This is a genomic window from Pseudomonas sp. G11 (assembly GCF_029457515.1).
GTDB lineage: Bacteria > Pseudomonadota > Gammaproteobacteria > Pseudomonadales > Pseudomonadaceae > Aquipseudomonas > Aquipseudomonas gorinensis.
Genome location: NZ_CP120377.1, coordinates 3,154,716 through 3,171,455, shown reverse-complemented (window position 1 = coordinate 3,171,455; position 16,740 = coordinate 3,154,716). Strand labels below are relative to the sequence as shown.

Here is a 16,740-nt window from a genome sequence, read left to right as displayed (position 1 = left end):
TTAGGCCCGGTTGTCATCGAAGTTTTTTGAGCATATCTTGTCTAAAAACTTATACAAGGTATCAGTAGTTGTACAAGAATGATCGGTGGCCACTGACGCTTTATTTCGACGGCGAGTGCCCTCTTTGCGCCCGGGAGATCAAGATCCTAAATGCGCGAGCAGCACCGGATCGTCTCCTGTTTGTGGACATCAGCGATCCTACCTTCGACGCAAAATCTCTTGGGTTCACGCTCGTTGAAATGCAGTCGATACTGCACGCCAGGTTGGGCGATGGAACCTGGGTCACTGGCTTAGACGCGACGCTTTGGAGCTGGCGAGCAGCGGGCCTTGGTATCTGGGCGGAGCCGTTATCATGGCGTTCGACTAGGCCACTTCTAAACCTTGGCTATCGCCTATTTTGTCGCTTGCGTCCGCATCTAGCATGGCTGCCCCATCCTGATGGCAGCGTTCGGTGTCGCGATGAGGGCTGCGTAGTGCCTGATACCAAACGCGCCACTGGCAGCAAGACGTCGCCTGCAAGAGGTAATGATGAATAAAGCTAGCAGCCTTCGCCTGATCCTAGGTGATCAGCTGTCGTTCGATCTCGCCTCACTACAGGCCGTTGATATCGAATGCGATACCGTGCTCATGGTCGAGGTGATGGAAGAAGCCAGCCATGTTCCTCATCATCCGCAAAAGATCACCCTTATCTTCAGCGCTATGCGCCACTTCGCCGAGGCGTTGCAGCAACGGGGAGTCAAGGTGCAGTACGTAAAGCTCGATGACCCAGAAAATACTGGATCGGTGCCTCGCGAGTTAGAGCGGTGGCGCGCACTTTTGCGACCGGATGAAATCCACATCACCGAGTGCGGCGACTGGCGCTTGGAGCAATCGATAAAGGACTGTGGTTTAGCGATAAAATGGCATTCGGATTCTCGCTTTCTCTGCTCCCGTGCCGAGTTCTTTACCTGGGCGAATGGCAAAAAGCAGCTGCGCATGGAGTTCTTCTATCGCGAGATGCGCCGCAAGAGCCGGCTATTACTCAATGGGGACGGTAGCCCGGTCGGAGGTGCATGGAACTTTGATGCAGAAAACAGAAAGGCTTTACCCAAGGGCGTAAGGCCTCCATCACCCGCACGTTTTACTCCTGACGCAATTACCCGAGATGTTCTTGCGTTAGTTGCCAAAAATTTCGCAAGCCACTACGGCACGCTCGACACATTCGACTACCCGGTAACCCATGCCGAAGCTCAGGCCCTCTGGGATTACTTCCTCGACTGGGGCCTGGCAGCCTTCGGCGACTACCAAGACGCGATGGCCTGTAACGAGCCGTTCCTGTTTCATGCCCGAATAAGCGCCGCGCTGAATATTGGACTGCTGGATCTTCGTCAGCTGTGCAGCGATGTTGAATCGGCGTACCTGTCGGGCAGCATTGCGCTGAACGCTGCCGAAGGTTTTATTCGACAACTGATCGGCTGGCGGGAGTATGTCCGAGGCGTCTACTGGCTGAAGATGCCTGACTATGCCGACGGCAACGCATTCGGTAATTCGCGGTCGCTCCCAGAGTTCTACTGGACGGGCGACACGCAGATGAATTGCATGCGCCAAGCCATCAACCAGAGCCTTGAGCATGCCTACGCTCACCACATTCAACGTCTCATGGTGACTGGCAATTTCGCCCTGCTGGCAGGTATCGCACCGAGTCAGATATGTGAGTGGTATCTGGCGATCTACATGGACGCTTTCGATTGGGTGGAGCTGCCCAATACACTCGGCATGGTTATGCACGCAGACGGCGGATATCTAGGCTCGAAACCCTACTGCGCGAGCGGGCAGTACATCAAGCGTATGTCTGATTATTGCCGTGGCTGCGCATACAAAGTAAGCGAAAGCACGACAGGCGATGCCTGCCCGTTCAACTCGCTCTATTGGCACTTCCTGATGCGCCACGGCGACCGCCTTCGCGGCAACCAGCGCATGGCCATGATTTATAAAAACCTCGACCACATGGATGAATCCAAACAGCAGGCGTTATGGCGACGCGGCGAGTTGTTACTCGCAAAACTGGATGAAGGTCAGTCGTTTTGAAAAAGAGTGAGCTCCCAGTCAAAACCTGCATGACGTGTGGCCTACCATTTACTTGGAGAAAGAAATGGGCGCGCTGCTGGGAGGAGGTGCTCTACTGCTCGGAGCGTTGCCGGCGCAACAAAGCAACGACGCGGTGAAAAGAAATAGAGGGCATTCGACAGACCCTTTGGTGCACCTGATAAGGCTATCTGTTATGAATGAAGAAAGATCGAGCAGCTGCATCCATCAGATGCTCAGAGCATATGCCTTGAAGAAAAGTCAGACATGGCTCCATGTCATAGCGTCCAAAATTGACTCAATCGTTTTTCAAGCCGAACCTGAAGGAGGACGCGAAAATTATCAGCATCATGGCTCGAAAGAACGCGCTCCATTTCCAGCCTCCACAGAAGCGCATGAGCGACACCGTCCACTGGCGGCGCTTCGGTCGAAGTATTTCCGACAAACTGGAAGTTGGAATCTCGACACAATGGATCGCAGGGAGCAAGCCGGTAAGCTTTGCATTGGAGGACTTCCAAAACGCATTGGAACAGTTCACTCAGTTGTCGAAGACGAAGCCAGACAACCATTGCGATGACCCCTTAAGCCCTCAATAGCCTAGCTTACGTTGCATCATTTTTATCGCTATCAGGCCCACTACCACGTTGAAATGTTGTGACCATGTAGCACGAATTCACAGTGGCCGTACATGCTCCCAGAGGACACGCTTGAGCCGCCATCCTAGTAGAATTCGTCGAGCTGATTACTGCCCACTTTGAGATGTTCTATGAGCTCTGAATTAACTGAAGAAGAAATGCGTCGTGCCCTATTCGGTACGCCTCAGCCCGAAGAGCAGATATCTGCTCCTCTAGTAAATGAGCCTGTGGAAGAAATTGTGCTCGCAAAACCCGTTGTCGCTCCAGCAGCCAAGAAGAAGCTGGCGAAAGCATTTACGCCCAGGCTGCGGGTCACGCTACGGGTTGGAAACGAGTTCGAGGGAAAAATGACCGAGTTGATTCACGAGTCTGATACGTTGAGCTCGTTGCTCGCCGAACAAGATGCTGTGAAGGCTGCCAAGAAGAAATACAAATACGTGGAAGTGCTATCCGTTAAATCGATGTAGAAAATCCAATTGTGCCCATGAGTTGAAAGGTCGCGCGTCTAGGACGTCCTCTTATTTTGAACGAGCAAGCCCCTCTCGGCCCTGCTCTCTGCCTGCATCAACTCGGCGGAGTTGTCGACGAACAGCCCGTCACTTGGGGGTAAGTCTGGCAAACCAGCATAATTTTGTTTTTGGGTTCAAAGCCATGATCAATCATGCAACGCTGCACTTCTGCAGTGCGCCCGATGCTTGCGACGTCCAGATTCGACCCAAGTGGCTTCGCATAGCCGCACGCATACATCACCGGCAGGGCTTCGCTGTCATTAGCTACCTTGAATGAAAAATGGCGTGACGCTCCCGCTCTACGCCATGAGACCTGCATACGTTCATCCCGGCCTGAATTAGGCTTGATTGGGTGAAATGCTTCGTCTTCGACAAACGGTAACGCTTCGAGCTGGGACAAGCTGAGCGGCCTCCCCTGCCTTTCTTCAACACAGGCCGGCATATTCTTCATTATGTCGCAGTATTCAAAGCCGTCTTTTCGAGTAAAACCGAGACGCTGCATGCACTGAAAGTGGATTATTTGTTCGTTTATTGGGAAATGGTTTTGTGGCCCTGCTACAGGGTCGCCACATTCTGCCATTGCGGCTTTAACGCCCTCTACAGAGGTAGAAGCGCGTTTCCATTGGGTGAAAGACGCCGGTGGCGGACACCCGGTGAGTAAAAGTACCGATGAGATCAGGACTGGGATGGTCATTATCTGAGATTTGCTGAACATATTTTGCCCTTAATTTATGCCAGGCTACGCCAATGGCGCCCAAGTCTTTTGGGGGTATCAACTGAGATCACATCTCACCGAAGTTTTGAATCGTCTTCCACTGCTCTTCCACTACACAGCCCTCATCAAGCAGGTACCGCAAGCACTCGCTATAGAGGCACGGTTAACGGATGGTATTTTTTTGGCAGCATCGACCGTTCGAGCAACATCGCTATCCGGCGCCCCAACACCGTATCTCTCAACGATAGCGACGAACTCACTGACATCATGGCCCCGCAGCTCCAGTTTGGGCATTCCATCCTTCGTGAATTTTGGTTGCCCGCATTGATCGCGGGCTTGAGCGATATGCATGAGTTCATGCTCAACCAGGGCACAGAAGTCGGTATCGCTGCACTGGGCGCAGTAGTCAGCAGCCAGGGTGATGATGAAGGCCGGCACGTCGCCGAACCAATCACGCATCTGCTGCTCCATCCGGGCTTTCTGCCAACCGCCTGCGCGGAACGCTACCTGTTCGGCCTGGCCCAGGACTGTCCTGCCCTGCTTCTCGAAGCTCGACGACGCCCACATGACCCGGATGTCTGCATCCAATAAGTGGGCATGGTCTTCGTTTTGAATGCTGCCGGTGTCGGCAAGGATCTCGGTTTGTAGCCATTCCCAAACCTCTGTGGCTGGAGTCAGGCGAATACCGACGTCGGATAGCTCCGACAACTCAATCAGTGATGCGGGAGGCATCGGTCTGTTCATTTATCACCTGATCTTTGAAGCGACAGCACATTTAATTCAGACCGGAAAACGGTACGAATACAGCACTCAGGAGTGAATTAGGCGTGGAGGATAGGTAGCTCATTCATTACAGGCGATACGCATGAGCTCATCAGAGATAATATCGAAGGCGCTTCTTGTCATCTTGATTGGACTTTATCTAACGGGGCGACTCACACCAAAAACAGTGCTGATATTTGTGCTAGGAGGCGTCACCCTATGGCAAATATTTAAAACCTAACCACAATGCAACCCGGCCCGGTAGGCGCTTTCGATTGCCTCCCAGTCGGGTTGCTTGGTTGTCATAAATTGTCTCAGGTGAGCCTAAAGGTGGAATTGAAATAGTGGCTCGTTGCCGGTATTGGTGAGGATCAATATTTGAAAGGAAATCAACCGATGTCTAAAACAGCTGGCGAATACGCACACGCAGCATCCAAGGCTCACCGCCTTAACGCGGAATTTGAAAGGGCAAATGCAGTTGCTGCAGCCGTGACGCTAATCGAGGCAGCCGTTGCTGGTACGAGCACTCTGGCCTCCGAACTGGAGAACCTGAGCACCTACGCCGACCAGATCCAAGAAGCGCTCAAAGTGAAGTGATCCTTCCGTGCCGCACTCACCCGCGGCACACCTAAGCTGTCAAACCCATCAACGGTCCGAGATGTGGCTACCCGCCCCACTGCTGCTTGTAGGCCGCGACGTGCTCAGGAAAGACATCACCGTATGGTGGATATTCGATTCCTAGAACGCTCAACTCTATTGCGTCTTTCCCGCAATCAAACGAGTAGTCCGCAATGCACACACCGGCAGCACGAATCGCCTCTCCGCCCACAATACGCACTGTAAAATTAAAATGTCTCTGATCACGCTGAGCAAAGGCTCTGACTTGCTCCTGGATAATGGAATATCCAGGAGCAGGAACAAATACGCCGAACGCAACCCCCATGGGCGGATCGCCGAGCTCTAAATCGGACCAACCGATATGCTGCCCATTACTGAAAGCTTCGAATCGCGGCATGGAAATTACCTATCAGAGCACTGCTGAATTTCCCGAAGGATAACGCATCAGCTTGATAGCGGGCATTCAGGACAGCGGGCGTGGTCATGATTGACATGATCTTAATCGCGCCACGATTTGGCGCGCTCGATTGCCCCCCAGTCTGGCTGCTTGGTCGTCATGGGGATTCTGTAACCATCTGGTGCGTCTGGGCATGGGCGTGACCGTGGAGCAATCCAACGACCAGGCCCTGAGGCAGCCCGGTTTCCTTGGCGTCGTCCACGGCATCAGCAATGGCCTTGTCGAGAGCGTTTACCGCTGCGTTGATGTCCAGGCTCATTGGCAGCACGTGCCGCAGGCGGGTGACGTTGGTCATGTATTAGACTCTGCAATGAAACTCTGCACCAATCGGAAACCTCACCATAACTCCGACTCATACTGGAGTGACGGTCAAGCACGTGAACTACCCCACCCTGATTGAATCCATTACAGTAATGGAGACTCGAACAACTGCAATCACGGAAGAAACGCCTTTGAAACTTCGTCTTTTAGTCCTACTTTCCAGCATCGCTCTGTGTGCTGAGGTGCAGGCTGCGCCATCTCCCGAAGCCGAAGCTGTCTTTGAACACGCAATGCTTTTAGGTGATGAAATACAGCAACGAGCTAATCAGTTGGTTGAAAAAGAACAGCAGGGTAAAATTGACAAGCTCACACTGAGCCAATCCATACAGGAGGCAACGAAAGGACTTGAGACCTACGAGGACGAGCTGCGTAAAGCTAGCGCCGGAGGACACGGTGTAGCGACTTTCATGTTGGCGAATATGCAAGAGAGTAAAGCGGCAACCTTTCTAAATGGCTATAAGGCTATGCATGTAGAGGCCTGCGCACTTTACCAAAGCGCCGCGGATCAAGGCTTGGTTGCCGGAGCGATTATGCTGTTGCGTGACTGTGACGAGGCGTTCCTGCGATTCAAGTTCGATGACCCCGAGTTTCTTCGCAAGTATAGCCAGCTAGCTAATGCTCTAGAGCGACCAGATCTGTACTCTGACCATTATCCATTGCCGGCGATACGCTCGTACTGCTTCAAAGATTCACTGAAAACGGAAGCCAACCGTCAACTACCCTTGACCACTATGAGGGACTTCTTCGAACCTGTTTCTCTGAGCCTGGAAAAGTTTCGCGCCGACGGGTATTACCTGTTGGCTCTTAAGGGCGATTTCGCGAACCCGAAAGTTCAGGCCTATTTTAAGCAGTCGCAGACGATAGCACCTGACTGCCTAGACCCTTCCAATCTCAAGTCACTTTTCAAAAATATAGAGAGAAAAAGCCACTGACTTCAGCCATCGTTCAACACGATTCGGCGCATTCGAAAACGTGGCGCGGATTATTTACCCCTGCGCTCGACACCACCTGGTGCCTTGTCGCAATGCAGGCAGTGCTCGCAATTCAGCGTACGGCACAGCCAGATCTTCACTCGCTGCCAGTAAGTGACCATGAAGATGTGGCGCGCGCCGGCCAGGGCCAGGGACACATGCAGCGTCAGGCCGGCACTGGTCGGGCCGAAGAAGATGTTCTGGCTGCGTGCCATAACGACAAAACCGCTGATGGCGATCGCCAAGTAGATCAGCTTCCCGAGGATGCCGTCCCTCACCTTCCCGCTCAGTACGCACCAGGCCGCCCACAGCGCGATAAGGCCGCAGGCGATGGAGTTGATCAGTTCAAGATTCATGGTGGATTGCCTCCCCCGAACCGCTGGCGAATGAGCGCCCAGAGGTCAGCGGATTTGATGGCTCGATTGATGGCCGCCAGAAGCGAGCCGCCGAATGCGCCCAGCAGGAAGCCGATGCCGGCGACGATCTTTGGCTCAGTCACGCCCAGGTAGGTGCTGACCATGCTCGTCAGGTAGATCGAGCAGGCCATGCCGGTGATGAGGAAGATCATCCAGGCACGCCAGTCGTTCAAGTCGTCCTTGTGCCACCAACTGGCGATCACCGCTCCAACCAGGCCCGCGATAAGCAATTCGAACCTGTCGATCTTGTCGAGCAGGCGCTGTAGGTACTCCATGCGCTCGACTCCGTGGGGCATGTTTGAAATAGGTCAGCCCCAACAACACTCCCAGCCATAGCGATGGGTGTGGCGGGGCCGAAAACGAAAAGGGCCCGATCAATGTCGAGGCCTGAAAAGGTACACTTGAGGGGGATAGAGACCGCCGCCCCTTCGAAGAACGAAATACTGGATGGATACAGAAAGAAAGATGAAAGGAAGCAAAATTCTTCCGGCAATGCTCGCAGTTGCCCTTCTAGCGACACAGGGGTGCGAACGCCATGAGGAGCGCATATTTCATATGATTCGATGCACCATGGCAGCGAGCATAGAGAAACAAGACGACTCTGTGATAGAGAAGTCTTGGGAAATAACGGGGCTCTATATGCGAGAAAACGGCATCAAAAAAAGCCAAGCAGAGCTAACTGCGATTGCCGCGAACATAAGAGATGAAATTATGGGCCCACCCGATTCTTCATGGGATGAGCGGGACTCCAGAGTAGTGAAAATCGTTAATAGCGAGTTTTGCACGGCCTATCTGAACTTACTTCAACCGAAATAAGTGCGCGTCTTTCCGCGCTGTCAGCCAAAGACCATCCCAGCGTCGACGCCCCAATGCATCGATCTCGCCAATCTGGTCTCGCGCCACTCTGGAAGTCAGGTGTGAACAGAGCGCGCGGGCGCGACCGGTTTTCAAAGTTACAGAAAAGCAGTCGCGACAGTTGGAAGAGTTTGCTAAGACGGGTCTAGATCCTTAGCTCACGGAGCTTCGACTCAAGAAAGGTCGAATGTCACCTGACCCGGGGCTGCTCGGCAAATTTTGATCATGCTGTCCACCATGTACTTTTGACTTTTGATGGTCAAATGGCCGCCGTTTCCTTTCAGGGTCTGCGCGATTTGAATCACGCTGTCGACCATGTAACCCTCCCCGATTACCAAGCTGCCACCAGCCGCAGCGACCTTCAATAACGAATCAACCATATATGCCATTTTCTGCTCCTTGATCCGGCTCCATGCCGGTCACCCGTAATACCCCAACCGAAAATGAATTGCCAACATCTGTCAAGGAAGACGGCGCCTAACCCAGCCGTAATCTCAGCTCCATCAGATAATCACCAGCGGCTCCTCGCCGCTCAAGACCACCAGGCGCATCAGCTCTCATCAGAGATGCAAGAGCTTCTTCAATTGCGAGGTCGGAAAACGTAGTTCCAGATTGCTTCAGCACTGCCAGTAGCAGTTGCTCAATTGCATCAATTTGCGCCTGATTCGACATCTATACTCCCCCCTAGCCGGCCCGATGCCGGGAAGACTTGATACCGCAACGCAAATCAAAATTCCACTACCATTCACGGATGATATCGTCTTATTAGAAAATCTCACGAACCTACAGATTGAGATTTTAGGACACGGATCTTTGCTCTTCATCAACGACTCGCGGATTTTTAGCTATGATGCTTATATGTCATCACTTTCGAAGGGCGGGCAGCGAATGCGTACTTTACTTTACTTAGCGGCAGCCCTCGCACTATTAATTTCATTTTCCAGCTGTAAATCGATTGATTCAGTTCCGAAAAGAACTCCAAAATTATTGGACCCTGGATATTCTGGGCTTCCAAATCATCAACAGCAATTTCGCAGCGCTCAACTAGCCAGAGTAAATGACTACCTGCTGACTGCCATGAGGGCATCTGACTTTGCTTACAGTGACGGCGAATTAGAGGGTTGGTCTAGAACAACCTTAAGCCGACCTAGCATCGGATCCAAAGAAACATCAACGGTCTATATTTCTAAAGTCGATGAAAAGAATAAAACCATAGATATTGCGGTTCGAGGCACTGCCAATCTTGATGATGCCTACATAGACATTCAGACATCAAAGCAGCTTGATAAGGATACAGGAACTTCGTTTCATCGAGGTTTTCAAATGATCGCCAAAATTGTATATGCGTCTATCAGGGAGAAATACGGTAAAAAAATAGATCAGGGTTATATGATAAGGCTTTACGGCCATTCTTTAGGTGGCGCGGTGGCATCAATTGTATCGATGTATCTTCATGAATCTGGAGCAACAATCGAATTTGTAGGAACTTTTGGCGCTCCGCGCTTCACCAACAATGAAGGCGCAAGAAAATACCAGATATTAAACATTGTTACGTACAGAGTTGTTAGATGCGATGACGCAATACCCTTCATGCCCCCACCAAATATAATTGGATGGTCAAACAACAACTACGAAGCTAACGGCAATGTAATTCTTTTAATGCGGACACCATACTTCGATTACTCGGAGCGCATGGATATAGAACGCGACTTCTCACACCAGTTACGCCTTGAGTTAAGCAATGCCGTATCGAGCAAAGAAATCATCCAGGGGCACCGAATGAAAAATTATGGACGGTTGTTAATAAAGCTATTAGCCTCAGAACAACGCCCAGTATTTTACACATTAGCCATGCAATCAACACTTTGCAGTGGAGACCTTGAAAGCAGACCAACACCAATGTCAATGTAAGTACTACTTTCGAGAAAAGTCTTACCGCTACCGTGCCATCTTGGCGATCGCGGGTGATTAATTCATATACTCATCACTTACCTAACTCACTATAATCCGGTTCCATGCCGGCCACTCGGATATCCGACCTCCAACTTACTAGCTCAATCAACATCTTGCATACGCCGCTCTTTATCGAGGCGATTGGCAAAGTCAAGCATTGAATGAATTCCCCTAGAAAGCGGTTGAAGCTCTTTTTCTTTCATCATTCCCTGCTATCTGATTTTAATCAGTCGATCGTGATATTTGGCAAAAGCGGATAAAGGAGCAATGGCTGCTCGCTTTCCTTGGCGAATAGCTTCTTGCATTTGATGTCGGCGATCTACCGCAGCAAACTCCATAACAAATTTTGCTCGCTCGCGTTTAGCGAGATAGTGCGCTTGAATCCAAACGGTGATCAGGGTCGTACTCGGTCCGATTGCAGCACCGACTAAGCCTGCTACAGCAGCATCCACTTTCAAACTCCCACCGACACTGTGTCGGTCACCCGTAATACCCCATATCAACGAATCACGCCAGCCGGCGAGGATCCCCTATGTCCGCACACCACCCCTCCAAGTACCTGCTGATCAGCAAGCATGGCAAGAGGATGACAAAGGGGATGTTGCGCTTGCGCTGGGACAAGGCGCGGGAGAAGGCGCAGCAAAAAGCAATCAATCAGGGGGATCCGATGCTCGCCGCGAAGATTGGCGGGTTTCAGTTTCGTGACATCCGGCCAAAGGCGGCATCGGAAATCGTCGATATTGGCGATGCAAGCCTGCTGTTGGGGCACAGCAAACAGGAAATTACCAAGCGGGTTTACAGGAGGATCGGCGCTACCGCGAAGCCGTCAAAATAGAGAAATTCTGGAACGCCTCCATAATAGTTATGGAACACCTATGAAGAGCCGCCCCTCGCTTGCCAAGTGCCAGAAACACGAAAGCCCCGCAAATGCGGGGCTTTCGTTTGAATCTTGGCGGGAAACCAGGGATTCGAACCCTGGAGACGCTATTAACGTCCGCCGGTTTTCAAGACCGGTGCATTCAACCACTCTGCCAATTTCCCTTGTGCGTCACAGGATTATAGTAGCCCATCCCGTCTCAGCGGGCGCCATAATACCCGAATGAAACACACTGTCAAACTCTCGCCATCGCTTGTTACAGAGCGTCTGTTATGATCTTTGCGACTGAACGTTTCAAAACTGAAGGAGTGTCGCCATGCGCGAACAGAATTACGCAGTGAATGGTAACGCGCAGGCTGAGCAGCTTGAAGTCAGCCGCGTCTTGCGCAACACGTACGGCTTGCTCGCCCTTACCCTCGCATTCAGCGGCGTAATGGCGTTCGTGGCCCAACAGATGCGTGTTGGCTATCCGAATATCTTTGTCGTGTTGATCGGTTTCTATGGCCTGTTCTTCCTGACCAACAAGCTGCGTGACTCGGCCTGGGGCCTGGTGTCGGCCTTTGCGTTGACCGGTTTCATGGGCTTTATCCTCGGCCCGATCCTTAACCGTTACCTGGGCATGGCCGGCGGTGCGGAAGTGGTCAGCTCGGCGTTTGCCATGACCGCCCTGGTATTTGGTGGTCTGTCGGCCTACGTGCTGATTACCCGCAAGGACATGAGCTTCCTGGGTGGTTTCATCACCGCTGGCTTCTTCGTGTTGCTGGCCGCGGTGGTCGCGGGCATGTTCTTCCAGATCAGTGGCCTGCAACTGGCAATCAGCGCAGGGTTCGTGCTGTTCTCGTCGGTGTGCATCCTGTTCCAGACCAGCGCCATCATCCACGGCGGTGAACGCAACTACATCATGGCGACCATCAGCCTGTATGTGTCGATCTACAACCTGTTTATCAGCCTGTTGCAGATCTTCGGCATCATGAGCCGCGACGACTGATTCATCCCGCAATAAAAAATGCCCCGTATCGAAAGATGCGGGGCATTTTTGTTTCCAGCGCTTGGCGTGGATGCTCAATACTGGTTCGGCTCCATTTCCAGCTCGACGTTAAAGCGTTCGGCGATATCGCGCTGGATACGCAGCGCCAGGTTCGCTATATCGTGCCCTGTGGCGCCGCCATAGTTGACCAGCACCAACGCCTGCATTTTATGTACACCTGCGTCGCCATCCCGAAAGCCCTTCCAGCCAGCCTTATCGATCAGCCAACCGGCGGCGAGCTTCATCTGCCCGTCCGCCTGGGGGTAGGCCACCAGGTCCGGGTAAACGCCCCGTAGCTCTTCGGCCAGCGCCTGGGAAACCAATGGGTTCTTGAAGAAACTACCCGCATTGCCCAGCTCCGCAGGATCCGGCAGTTTTTCCCGACGAATGCTGCAAATCGCCCGACTGACGTCGCTCGGGGTTGCCTCGGTGATCCCCTGCCCGGCCAGGCGCTGCTGCACTGGACCGTAGTCAAGTTTCAGGTGGCTGGCGCGGCTGAGGGCAAAACGCACCCGTAGAATCAGCCAGCGCCCGGTTTCATGCTTGAACAGGCTGTCGCGGTAGGCGAACTGGCATTCTTGCAGGCTGAAATCCCGCAGCTCGCCGGTCTGGCGATCCAGGGCCGTGAGGCCGGCAAACACATCCTTGATCTCCACGCCGTAGGCGCCGATGTTCTGCATCGGTGCCGCACCGACGGTGCCGGGGATCAGGCTGAGGTTTTCCAGGCCGCAAAAGCCGTGTTCGAGGGTCCACAGCACAAACGGGTGCCAGGCTTCGCCCGCTTCGGCCTCGACCACCACGTGCAGGCCATCATCGTGCAGCACGCGAATGCCCTGGGTTGCCATGCGCAATACCAAGGCCGGGATGTCCTGGGTCAGCAGCAAATTGCTGCCCCCGCCGATCACCAGCAGCGGTAACGCATGCACGGCAGCGCAGGCCAGCGCTTCACGGACATCGTCGTCGCTATGGGCCTCGGCGAACAATTGGGCGCGCACATCGATGCCAAAGCTGTTGAATGGCTTGAGCGACACCTGCGTAAGCACGTGCAAGGTCATAACCGCCCCTTCAATTCGATCACCAATAAGTCACAGGCTCGCTCGATCAGGTCCAGGACCCGTTCAAAGCCTTGTTCACCTTCGTAATAAGGGTCTGGCACCTCGTCCACCTCGGCGTCGTAGCGACGCAGGAACAAGTCCAGCTCCGCCTTGCCCTGCACTGGCTGCAGCGCTTTGAGGTTGCGCAGGTTGCTGTGATCCATGGCCAGGATCAGGTCGTAACGTGCAAAGTCGGCGCGAGAGACCTGCTGGGCGCGCTGGGCCGACAGGTCATAACCGCGCAGCAGCGCTGCACGCTGACTGCGCTGGTCCGGCGGGTTGCCGACATGCCACTCACCGGTCCCCGCAGATGCCACGTCGACCTGGTCGGCCAACCCGGCTTCGCGCAACTTATGGCGCAGTACGCCTTCTGCGGTGGGCGAGCGGCAGATATTGCCCAGGCAGACAAACAGGACCTCCATCAGGCCCCCAGCAGGCGACGGACGCGCTCGAGGTCTTCCTGGGTGTCAACGCCCGCAGGAGGAGCTTCCAGGGCATCGCCTACATGGATGCGCACGCCATGCCACAAGGCACGCAATTGCTCCAGGGATTCGGTATTTTCCAACCAGCACGGGCCCCAACTGACGAAGTCATGCAGGAAGCCGGCGCGGTAGGCGTAGATACCGATATGGCGGCGATACGGGACGCCCTCCGGCAACACGTCGCGACTCTGGGCGAACGCGTCCCGCGCCCATGGCAAGGTCGAACGGCTGAATGTCAGGGCCAGACCGTTGATATCGCTCACCACCTTGACCACGTTCGGGTTGAACAGCGTGTCAATGTCCTCGATCGGCTCGGCTAGGGTCGCCATGCGCGCTTCGCCATGGGCCGCCAGGTTGGCGGCCACCTGGTCAATCACGCGCGGTGGAATCAACGGCTCGTCGCCTTGCACGTTGACCACGATCGCATCGGGCGCCAGGCCAAGCTTGGTGGCCACTTCGGCCAGGCGGTCGGTACCGGAATTATGGTCTTCGCGGGTCAGCACCGCTTCGGCACCAAACCCTTTGCAGGCTTCGATGATCCGCGGGTCATCGGTCGCCACCACGACTCGCTCGGCGCCGCTCTTGCAGGCCTGCTCCCACACCAGTTGGATCATCGGCTTGTCGCCGATCAGTTGCAGCGGCTTGCCCGGCAAGCGCGTCGAGGCATATCGCGAGGGAATGACAACGGTAAAGGCGGTGGTCATTTATCCAGGCGCTCATCGGTAGTCAGGGTGCGAGCTTCGCTTTCCAGCATGACCGGAATGCCATCACGGATGGGATAAGCCAGGCCGGCCCCCTTGCTGATCAGCTCGGTTTTGTCGGCGCTGAGCTTGAGCGGGCCTTTGCAGATCGGGCAAGCGAGGATATCGAGCAGTTTGGTGTCCATGAGTGTTTCCTGGAAAGAAGCGTTTTAAGGCAAGAGACGGTCGGGTAACAGGCGCATCAACTGCGTGTCGAACCAAGCGACAAACGCCGGCGACGGTACCGCATCCACCGCAAGGTACCACCAGTCTGGCCGGGCAAAGGCGCGGCACTTCACCGCGTCCTTCTCGGTCATGACCAGTGGTAATGACGGCGTGAAATTCAGGACTTCGGCGCTGTAGGGCGCGTGGTCGGCAAAAGCATGGGGTATTGGACGCCAGTGTAGCGTCTCGAGGGTGTTGAAGAAACGTTGCGGGTTGCCGATGCCAGCGACCGCATGCACCTGCTGGCCCATCGGAAAATGATCGACCGACTGGTGCTCGCCGCTGTGCAGATTGACCAACGTGGTGGGCAGCAGACGAAAGGCAAAACCGTCGTCGCGGTCCGTAGTGGCACCATTGTAGAGCAGCGCATCAACGCTCTGCAGGCGCTCCATCGGCTCGCGCAATGGCCCGGCCGGCAGGCAACGGCGATTGCCCAAGCCGCGCGCGGCGTCAATCAGCACCAGTTCAAGGTCGCGAGCCAGGCGGTAATGCTGCAGGCCGTCGTCAGAGAGGATCAGGTCCAGGTTGTCACTGGCCAGCAAGGCCTTCACTGCGCGACTGCGATCGGGATCGATCATCAGTGCTACACCGCTGCGCTGCACGATCAGCAAGGGCTCGTCGCCGGCCACTGCGGCGCTTTGGTCGGCCTCGACGCGCCATGGCAACTGCGGCGGCTTGGCGCCATACCCACGACTGACCACCCCCACACGCAAGCCACTGCGCCGGCAATGCTCGATCAACCATAGGATCAACGGCGTCTTGCCAGTGCCTCCTACGGTGATATTACCGACCACAACCACAGGCACCGGCGATTGATAGATGTCGCCCTCGCCCGCCACGAAACGCGCACGCTTGCGCTGCACCACCCGGCGATACAGACACTCCAGCGGCCTCAACAGCGTGAGCGCCGGATGACCTTCGTACCAAGCCTTGAGCAAACGATCGGACATGGCCATCAGGGTTGGCTCGCCGCCTCGACCGTGGACATGCGCAGATGGCTGAAACCCAGCTTGCCGGCGGCATCCATCGCGGTGATCACGGCTTGATGCTGGGTCTTGCCATCGGCACTGATGGACAGGGGCATCTTGGTGTCGCCACCGGATTCCTTCTGCAAGGCCTCCATCAGGCTATTGAGGTCGTTTTTTTCCAGCAACTGGTTGTTAACCGAAAACACCCCGTCGGCGCTGATGGCGATGTCCAGTTGCTTGACCTCCTGGTCCTCGGCCGGCGACCCGCTCACTGCTTCCGGCAAGTCGACGCGCAGCTCGGTCTGTCGGGTGAAGGTGGTGGTGACGACAAAAAACAGCAGCAGGATAAACACCACATCAATCAGCGACGCGAGGTTGATATCGACATTTTCCCGTTGCTTGCGGCGAAATTTCACGCTTTGCCCTCGACCAGGTCCACATCACGGTCGCCCTGCACCACTTCCACCAGCTTGATGGCTTCCTGCTCCATGCCCACCACCAGTTCATCGATGCGGCGCTGCAGGAAGCGATGGAAGAACACCGAGGGAATACCGACCATCAGGCCCGCGGCCGTGGTGATCAATGCCTTGGAAATACCGCCGGCCAGCACGGCAGCGTTGGTGGTCATGCCGGAGCCCGTGAAGGCGCTGAAAATATCGATCATGCCCAACACCGTGCCGAGCAGGCCGAGCAACGGCGCCATGGCCGCGATGGTGCCCAGGGCGTTGATGTAGCGCTCCAGCTCATGGATGACGCGGGCAGCCGCTTCTTCAATGCACTCCTTCATGATCTCGCGACCATGCTTGGAGTTGGCCAGGCCGGCGGCGAGAATTTCACCCAGCGGTGAATGGGCGCGCAGCTCCTTGAGCTTTTGCTTGTCCAGTTGCTTGTTCTTGATCCAGCCCCAGACCTGCCCCAGCAGATGCTCCGGGGTGACGCGACTGGCGCGCAGGGTCCACAGGCGTTCGGCAACGATGCCGAGTGCGGCGATGGAACTCATGATGATCGGCAACATCATCCAGCCGCCGGATTTGACCAATTCCCACACAGT

Annotated in this window: 25 protein-coding genes, 1 tRNA gene and 1 pseudogene; 10 read left to right on the top strand and 17 right to left on the bottom strand. The window is 54.8% G+C overall.

Going from position 1 to position 16,740, the window contains the following annotated elements; translation table 11 throughout:
* Positions 1 to 68: 68 nt before the first annotated feature.
* The 4 genes from P2T68_RS14750 to P2T68_RS14735 all read left to right on the top strand — a co-directional run bounded on the left by P2T68_RS14750 (position 69) and on the right by P2T68_RS14735 (position 3,166).
* Positions 69 to 536: a DUF393 domain-containing protein gene (locus P2T68_RS14750; RefSeq protein WP_168233409.1), complete on the top strand. Its 468-nt coding sequence runs from the start codon at positions 69 to 71 to the stop codon at positions 534 to 536.
* A complete protein-coding gene (locus tag P2T68_RS14745; protein WP_024076114.1) occupies positions 529 to 2,067 on the top strand; it encodes a cryptochrome/photolyase family protein in 1,539 nt (512 codons plus the stop codon). The genes P2T68_RS14750 and P2T68_RS14745 overlap by 8 nt, the downstream gene beginning before the upstream one ends.
* A complete protein-coding gene (locus P2T68_RS14740) occupies positions 2,064 to 2,204 on the top strand; it encodes a DUF2256 domain-containing protein (protein WP_081329435.1) in 141 nt (46 codons plus the stop codon). Before P2T68_RS14745 ends, P2T68_RS14740 begins: the two co-directional genes overlap by 4 nt.
* 626 nt (positions 2,205 to 2,830) lie before the next feature.
* A complete protein-coding gene (locus P2T68_RS14735) occupies positions 2,831 to 3,166 on the top strand; it encodes a hypothetical protein (protein ID WP_069076494.1) in 336 nt (111 codons plus the stop codon).
* Between the two features lie 97 nt (positions 3,167 to 3,263).
* On the opposite strand, the gene P2T68_RS14730 is transcribed toward P2T68_RS14735, so the two are convergent.
* Together P2T68_RS14730 and P2T68_RS14725 are read right to left on the bottom strand one after the other, a co-directional pair.
* Positions 3,264 to 3,923 (bottom strand): hypothetical protein, encoded by a 660-nt coding sequence (locus P2T68_RS14730; RefSeq protein ID WP_168233407.1) that lies wholly within the window; start codon positions 3,921 to 3,923, stop codon positions 3,264 to 3,266.
* A gap of 111 nt (positions 3,924 to 4,034) precedes the next feature.
* Positions 4,035 to 4,667 carry a putative metallopeptidase gene (locus tag P2T68_RS14725; protein ID WP_041160965.1) on the bottom strand — a complete coding sequence of 211 codons (633 nt, stop codon included), beginning with the start codon at positions 4,665 to 4,667 and terminating at the stop codon, positions 4,035 to 4,037.
* A gap of 414 nt (positions 4,668 to 5,081) precedes the next feature.
* On the opposite strand from P2T68_RS14725, the gene P2T68_RS14720 reads away from it, so the two are divergent.
* Positions 5,082 to 5,282, top strand: coding sequence for a hypothetical protein (locus P2T68_RS14720; protein ID WP_024076118.1), 201 nt, complete (start codon positions 5,082 to 5,084; stop codon positions 5,280 to 5,282).
* 67 nt (positions 5,283 to 5,349) lie between these two features.
* On the opposite strand, the gene P2T68_RS14715 is transcribed toward P2T68_RS14720, so the two are convergent.
* Together P2T68_RS14715 and P2T68_RS14710 are read right to left on the bottom strand one after the other, a co-directional pair.
* The gene (locus tag P2T68_RS14715; RefSeq protein WP_024076119.1) at positions 5,350 to 5,700 is read right to left on the bottom strand and encodes a hypothetical protein; all 351 of its coding nucleotides are present in this window, start codon (positions 5,698 to 5,700) and stop codon (positions 5,350 to 5,352) included.
* A gap of 157 nt (positions 5,701 to 5,857) precedes the next feature.
* On the bottom strand, positions 5,858 to 6,055 hold the full coding sequence (locus P2T68_RS14710) for a hypothetical protein (RefSeq protein WP_024076120.1): 198 nt from the start codon (positions 6,053 to 6,055) through the stop codon (positions 5,858 to 5,860).
* An 82-nt stretch (positions 6,056 to 6,137) separates the two neighbouring features.
* Here P2T68_RS14710 and P2T68_RS14705 point away from each other — a divergent pair, with 82 nt between their 5' ends.
* On the top strand, positions 6,138 to 7,013 hold the full coding sequence (locus tag P2T68_RS14705) for a hypothetical protein (RefSeq protein ID WP_143036947.1): 876 nt from the start codon (positions 6,138 to 6,140) through the stop codon (positions 7,011 to 7,013).
* Positions 7,014 to 7,063: 50 nt separating this feature from the next.
* On the opposite strand, the gene P2T68_RS14700 is transcribed toward P2T68_RS14705, so the two are convergent.
* Both P2T68_RS14700 and P2T68_RS14695 read right to left on the bottom strand, forming a co-directional pair.
* A complete protein-coding gene (locus P2T68_RS14700) occupies positions 7,064 to 7,408 on the bottom strand; it encodes a hypothetical protein (RefSeq protein WP_024076122.1) in 345 nt (114 codons plus the stop codon).
* Complete coding sequence (locus P2T68_RS14695) at positions 7,405 to 7,743, bottom strand: hypothetical protein (RefSeq protein ID WP_003218335.1); 339 nt, start codon at positions 7,741 to 7,743, stop codon at positions 7,405 to 7,407. Before P2T68_RS14695 ends, P2T68_RS14700 begins: the two co-directional genes overlap by 4 nt.
* Positions 7,744 to 7,915: 172 nt before the next feature.
* Here P2T68_RS14695 and P2T68_RS14690 point away from each other — a divergent pair, with 172 nt between their 5' ends.
* Complete coding sequence (locus P2T68_RS14690; RefSeq protein WP_024076123.1) at positions 7,916 to 8,284, top strand: hypothetical protein; 369 nt, start codon at positions 7,916 to 7,918, stop codon at positions 8,282 to 8,284.
* 212 nt (positions 8,285 to 8,496) lie between these two features.
* Here P2T68_RS14690 and P2T68_RS14685 read toward each other — a convergent pair whose 3' ends face one another.
* On the bottom strand, positions 8,497 to 8,712 hold the full coding sequence (locus P2T68_RS14685; protein WP_024076124.1) for a hypothetical protein: 216 nt from the start codon (positions 8,710 to 8,712) through the stop codon (positions 8,497 to 8,499).
* An 88-nt stretch (positions 8,713 to 8,800) separates the two neighbouring features.
* Positions 8,801 to 8,995, bottom strand: coding sequence for a hypothetical protein (locus P2T68_RS14680; protein WP_024076125.1), 195 nt, complete (start codon positions 8,993 to 8,995; stop codon positions 8,801 to 8,803).
* 141 nt (positions 8,996 to 9,136) lie between these two features.
* Between P2T68_RS14680 and P2T68_RS14675 the strand changes: the two genes are divergently transcribed.
* Positions 9,137 to 10,234: a lipase family protein gene (locus P2T68_RS14675; RefSeq protein ID WP_158244164.1), complete on the top strand. Its 1,098-nt coding sequence runs from the start codon at positions 9,137 to 9,139 to the stop codon at positions 10,232 to 10,234.
* 254 nt (positions 10,235 to 10,488) lie between these two features.
* On the opposite strand, the gene P2T68_RS14670 is transcribed toward P2T68_RS14675, so the two are convergent.
* Entirely contained in the window at positions 10,489 to 10,728 is a 240-nt protein-coding gene (locus P2T68_RS14670; RefSeq protein ID WP_143036948.1) for a hypothetical protein, read from the bottom strand.
* A 92-nt stretch (positions 10,729 to 10,820) separates the two neighbouring features.
* On the opposite strand from P2T68_RS14670, the pseudogene P2T68_RS14665 reads away from it, so the two are divergent.
* Positions 10,821 to 11,111: pseudogene (locus P2T68_RS14665) on the top strand (integrase); the annotation flags it as partial.
* 115 nt (positions 11,112 to 11,226) lie between these two features.
* On the opposite strand, the gene P2T68_RS14660 reads toward P2T68_RS14665, so the two are convergent.
* Positions 11,227 to 11,317 (bottom strand) — tRNA-Ser (locus P2T68_RS14660).
* Positions 11,318 to 11,469: 152 nt separating this feature from the next.
* Here P2T68_RS14660 and P2T68_RS14655 point away from each other — a divergent pair.
* A complete protein-coding gene (locus P2T68_RS14655) occupies positions 11,470 to 12,141 on the top strand; it encodes a Bax inhibitor-1/YccA family protein (protein WP_010209655.1) in 672 nt (223 codons plus the stop codon).
* 74 nt (positions 12,142 to 12,215) lie between these two features.
* Here the strand turns inward: P2T68_RS14655 and murB are convergent, their stop codons facing one another.
* Genes murB through P2T68_RS14620 form a run of 7 tightly spaced genes read right to left on the bottom strand, consistent with a single transcriptional unit; the run spans position 12,216 to position 16,737 of the window.
* On the bottom strand, positions 12,216 to 13,235 hold the full coding sequence (murB, locus tag P2T68_RS14650) for a UDP-N-acetylmuramate dehydrogenase (RefSeq protein ID WP_277379511.1): 1,020 nt from the start codon (positions 13,233 to 13,235) through the stop codon (positions 12,216 to 12,218).
* Positions 13,232 to 13,696, bottom strand: a complete 465-nt coding sequence (locus P2T68_RS14645; protein WP_024076128.1) for a low molecular weight protein-tyrosine-phosphatase — start codon at positions 13,694 to 13,696, stop codon at positions 13,232 to 13,234. The genes murB and P2T68_RS14645 overlap by 4 nt, the downstream gene beginning before the upstream one ends.
* On the bottom strand, positions 13,696 to 14,460 hold the full coding sequence (kdsB, locus tag P2T68_RS14640) for a 3-deoxy-manno-octulosonate cytidylyltransferase (RefSeq protein ID WP_277379510.1): 765 nt from the start codon (positions 14,458 to 14,460) through the stop codon (positions 13,696 to 13,698). Before kdsB ends, P2T68_RS14645 begins: the two co-directional genes overlap by 1 nt.
* Positions 14,457 to 14,642 (bottom strand): Trm112 family protein, encoded by a 186-nt coding sequence (locus P2T68_RS14635; protein WP_003174668.1) that lies wholly within the window; start codon positions 14,640 to 14,642, stop codon positions 14,457 to 14,459. The genes kdsB and P2T68_RS14635 overlap by 4 nt, the downstream gene beginning before the upstream one ends.
* Positions 14,643 to 14,666: 24 nt before the next feature.
* Positions 14,667 to 15,677 carry a tetraacyldisaccharide 4'-kinase gene (lpxK, locus tag P2T68_RS14630; RefSeq protein WP_069076496.1) on the bottom strand — a complete coding sequence of 337 codons (1,011 nt, stop codon included), beginning with the start codon at positions 15,675 to 15,677 and terminating at the stop codon, positions 14,667 to 14,669.
* Positions 15,677 to 16,105: a biopolymer transporter ExbD gene (locus tag P2T68_RS14625; protein ID WP_024076131.1), complete on the bottom strand. Its 429-nt coding sequence runs from the start codon at positions 16,103 to 16,105 to the stop codon at positions 15,677 to 15,679. The genes lpxK and P2T68_RS14625 overlap by 1 nt, the downstream gene beginning before the upstream one ends.
* Positions 16,102 to 16,737, bottom strand: a complete 636-nt coding sequence (locus P2T68_RS14620) for a MotA/TolQ/ExbB proton channel family protein (RefSeq protein WP_024076132.1) — start codon at positions 16,735 to 16,737, stop codon at positions 16,102 to 16,104. The genes P2T68_RS14625 and P2T68_RS14620 overlap by 4 nt, the downstream gene beginning before the upstream one ends.
* Positions 16,738 to 16,740 lie beyond the last annotated feature (3 nt).

What these genes read in the sequence shown, in the direction of transcription:
- P2T68_RS14745 (WP_024076114.1), top strand. Translation starts at nt 529, where the DNA reads ATGAATAAAGCTAGCAGCCTTCGCCTGATCCTAGGTGATCAGCTGTCG.
- P2T68_RS14735 (WP_069076494.1), top strand. Translation starts at nt 2,831, where the DNA reads ATGAGCTCTGAATTAACTGAAGAAGAAATGCGTCGTGCCCTATTCGGT.
- P2T68_RS14730 (WP_168233407.1), bottom strand. Translation starts at nt 3,923, where the DNA reads ATGTTCAGCAAATCTCAGATAATGACCATCCCAGTCCTGATCTCATCG.
- P2T68_RS14725 (WP_041160965.1), bottom strand. Translation starts at nt 4,667, where the DNA reads ATGAACAGACCGATGCCTCCCGCATCACTGATTGAGTTGTCGGAGCTA.
- P2T68_RS14720 (WP_024076118.1), top strand. Translation starts at nt 5,082, where the DNA reads ATGTCTAAAACAGCTGGCGAATACGCACACGCAGCATCCAAGGCTCAC.
- P2T68_RS14715 (WP_024076119.1), bottom strand. Translation starts at nt 5,700, where the DNA reads ATGCCGCGATTCGAAGCTTTCAGTAATGGGCAGCATATCGGTTGGTCC.
- P2T68_RS14710 (WP_024076120.1), bottom strand. Translation starts at nt 6,055, where the DNA reads ATGACCAACGTCACCCGCCTGCGGCACGTGCTGCCAATGAGCCTGGAC.
- P2T68_RS14700 (WP_024076122.1), bottom strand. Translation starts at nt 7,408, where the DNA reads ATGAATCTTGAACTGATCAACTCCATCGCCTGCGGCCTTATCGCGCTG.
- P2T68_RS14695 (WP_003218335.1), bottom strand. Translation starts at nt 7,743, where the DNA reads ATGGAGTACCTACAGCGCCTGCTCGACAAGATCGACAGGTTCGAATTG.
- P2T68_RS14690 (WP_024076123.1), top strand. Translation starts at nt 7,916, where the DNA reads ATGGATACAGAAAGAAAGATGAAAGGAAGCAAAATTCTTCCGGCAATG.
- P2T68_RS14685 (WP_024076124.1), bottom strand. Translation starts at nt 8,712, where the DNA reads ATGGCATATATGGTTGATTCGTTATTGAAGGTCGCTGCGGCTGGTGGC.
- P2T68_RS14680 (WP_024076125.1), bottom strand. Translation starts at nt 8,995, where the DNA reads ATGTCGAATCAGGCGCAAATTGATGCAATTGAGCAACTGCTACTGGCA.
- P2T68_RS14655 (WP_010209655.1), top strand. Translation starts at nt 11,470, where the DNA reads ATGCGCGAACAGAATTACGCAGTGAATGGTAACGCGCAGGCTGAGCAG.
- murB (WP_277379511.1), bottom strand. Translation starts at nt 13,235, where the DNA reads ATGACCTTGCACGTGCTTACGCAGGTGTCGCTCAAGCCATTCAACAGC.
- P2T68_RS14645 (WP_024076128.1), bottom strand. Translation starts at nt 13,696, where the DNA reads ATGGAGGTCCTGTTTGTCTGCCTGGGCAATATCTGCCGCTCGCCCACC.
- kdsB (WP_277379510.1), bottom strand. Translation starts at nt 14,460, where the DNA reads ATGACCACCGCCTTTACCGTTGTCATTCCCTCGCGATATGCCTCGACG.
- P2T68_RS14635 (WP_003174668.1), bottom strand. Translation starts at nt 14,642, where the DNA reads ATGGACACCAAACTGCTCGATATCCTCGCTTGCCCGATCTGCAAAGGC.
- lpxK (WP_069076496.1), bottom strand. Translation starts at nt 15,677, where the DNA reads ATGGCCATGTCCGATCGTTTGCTCAAGGCTTGGTACGAAGGTCATCCG.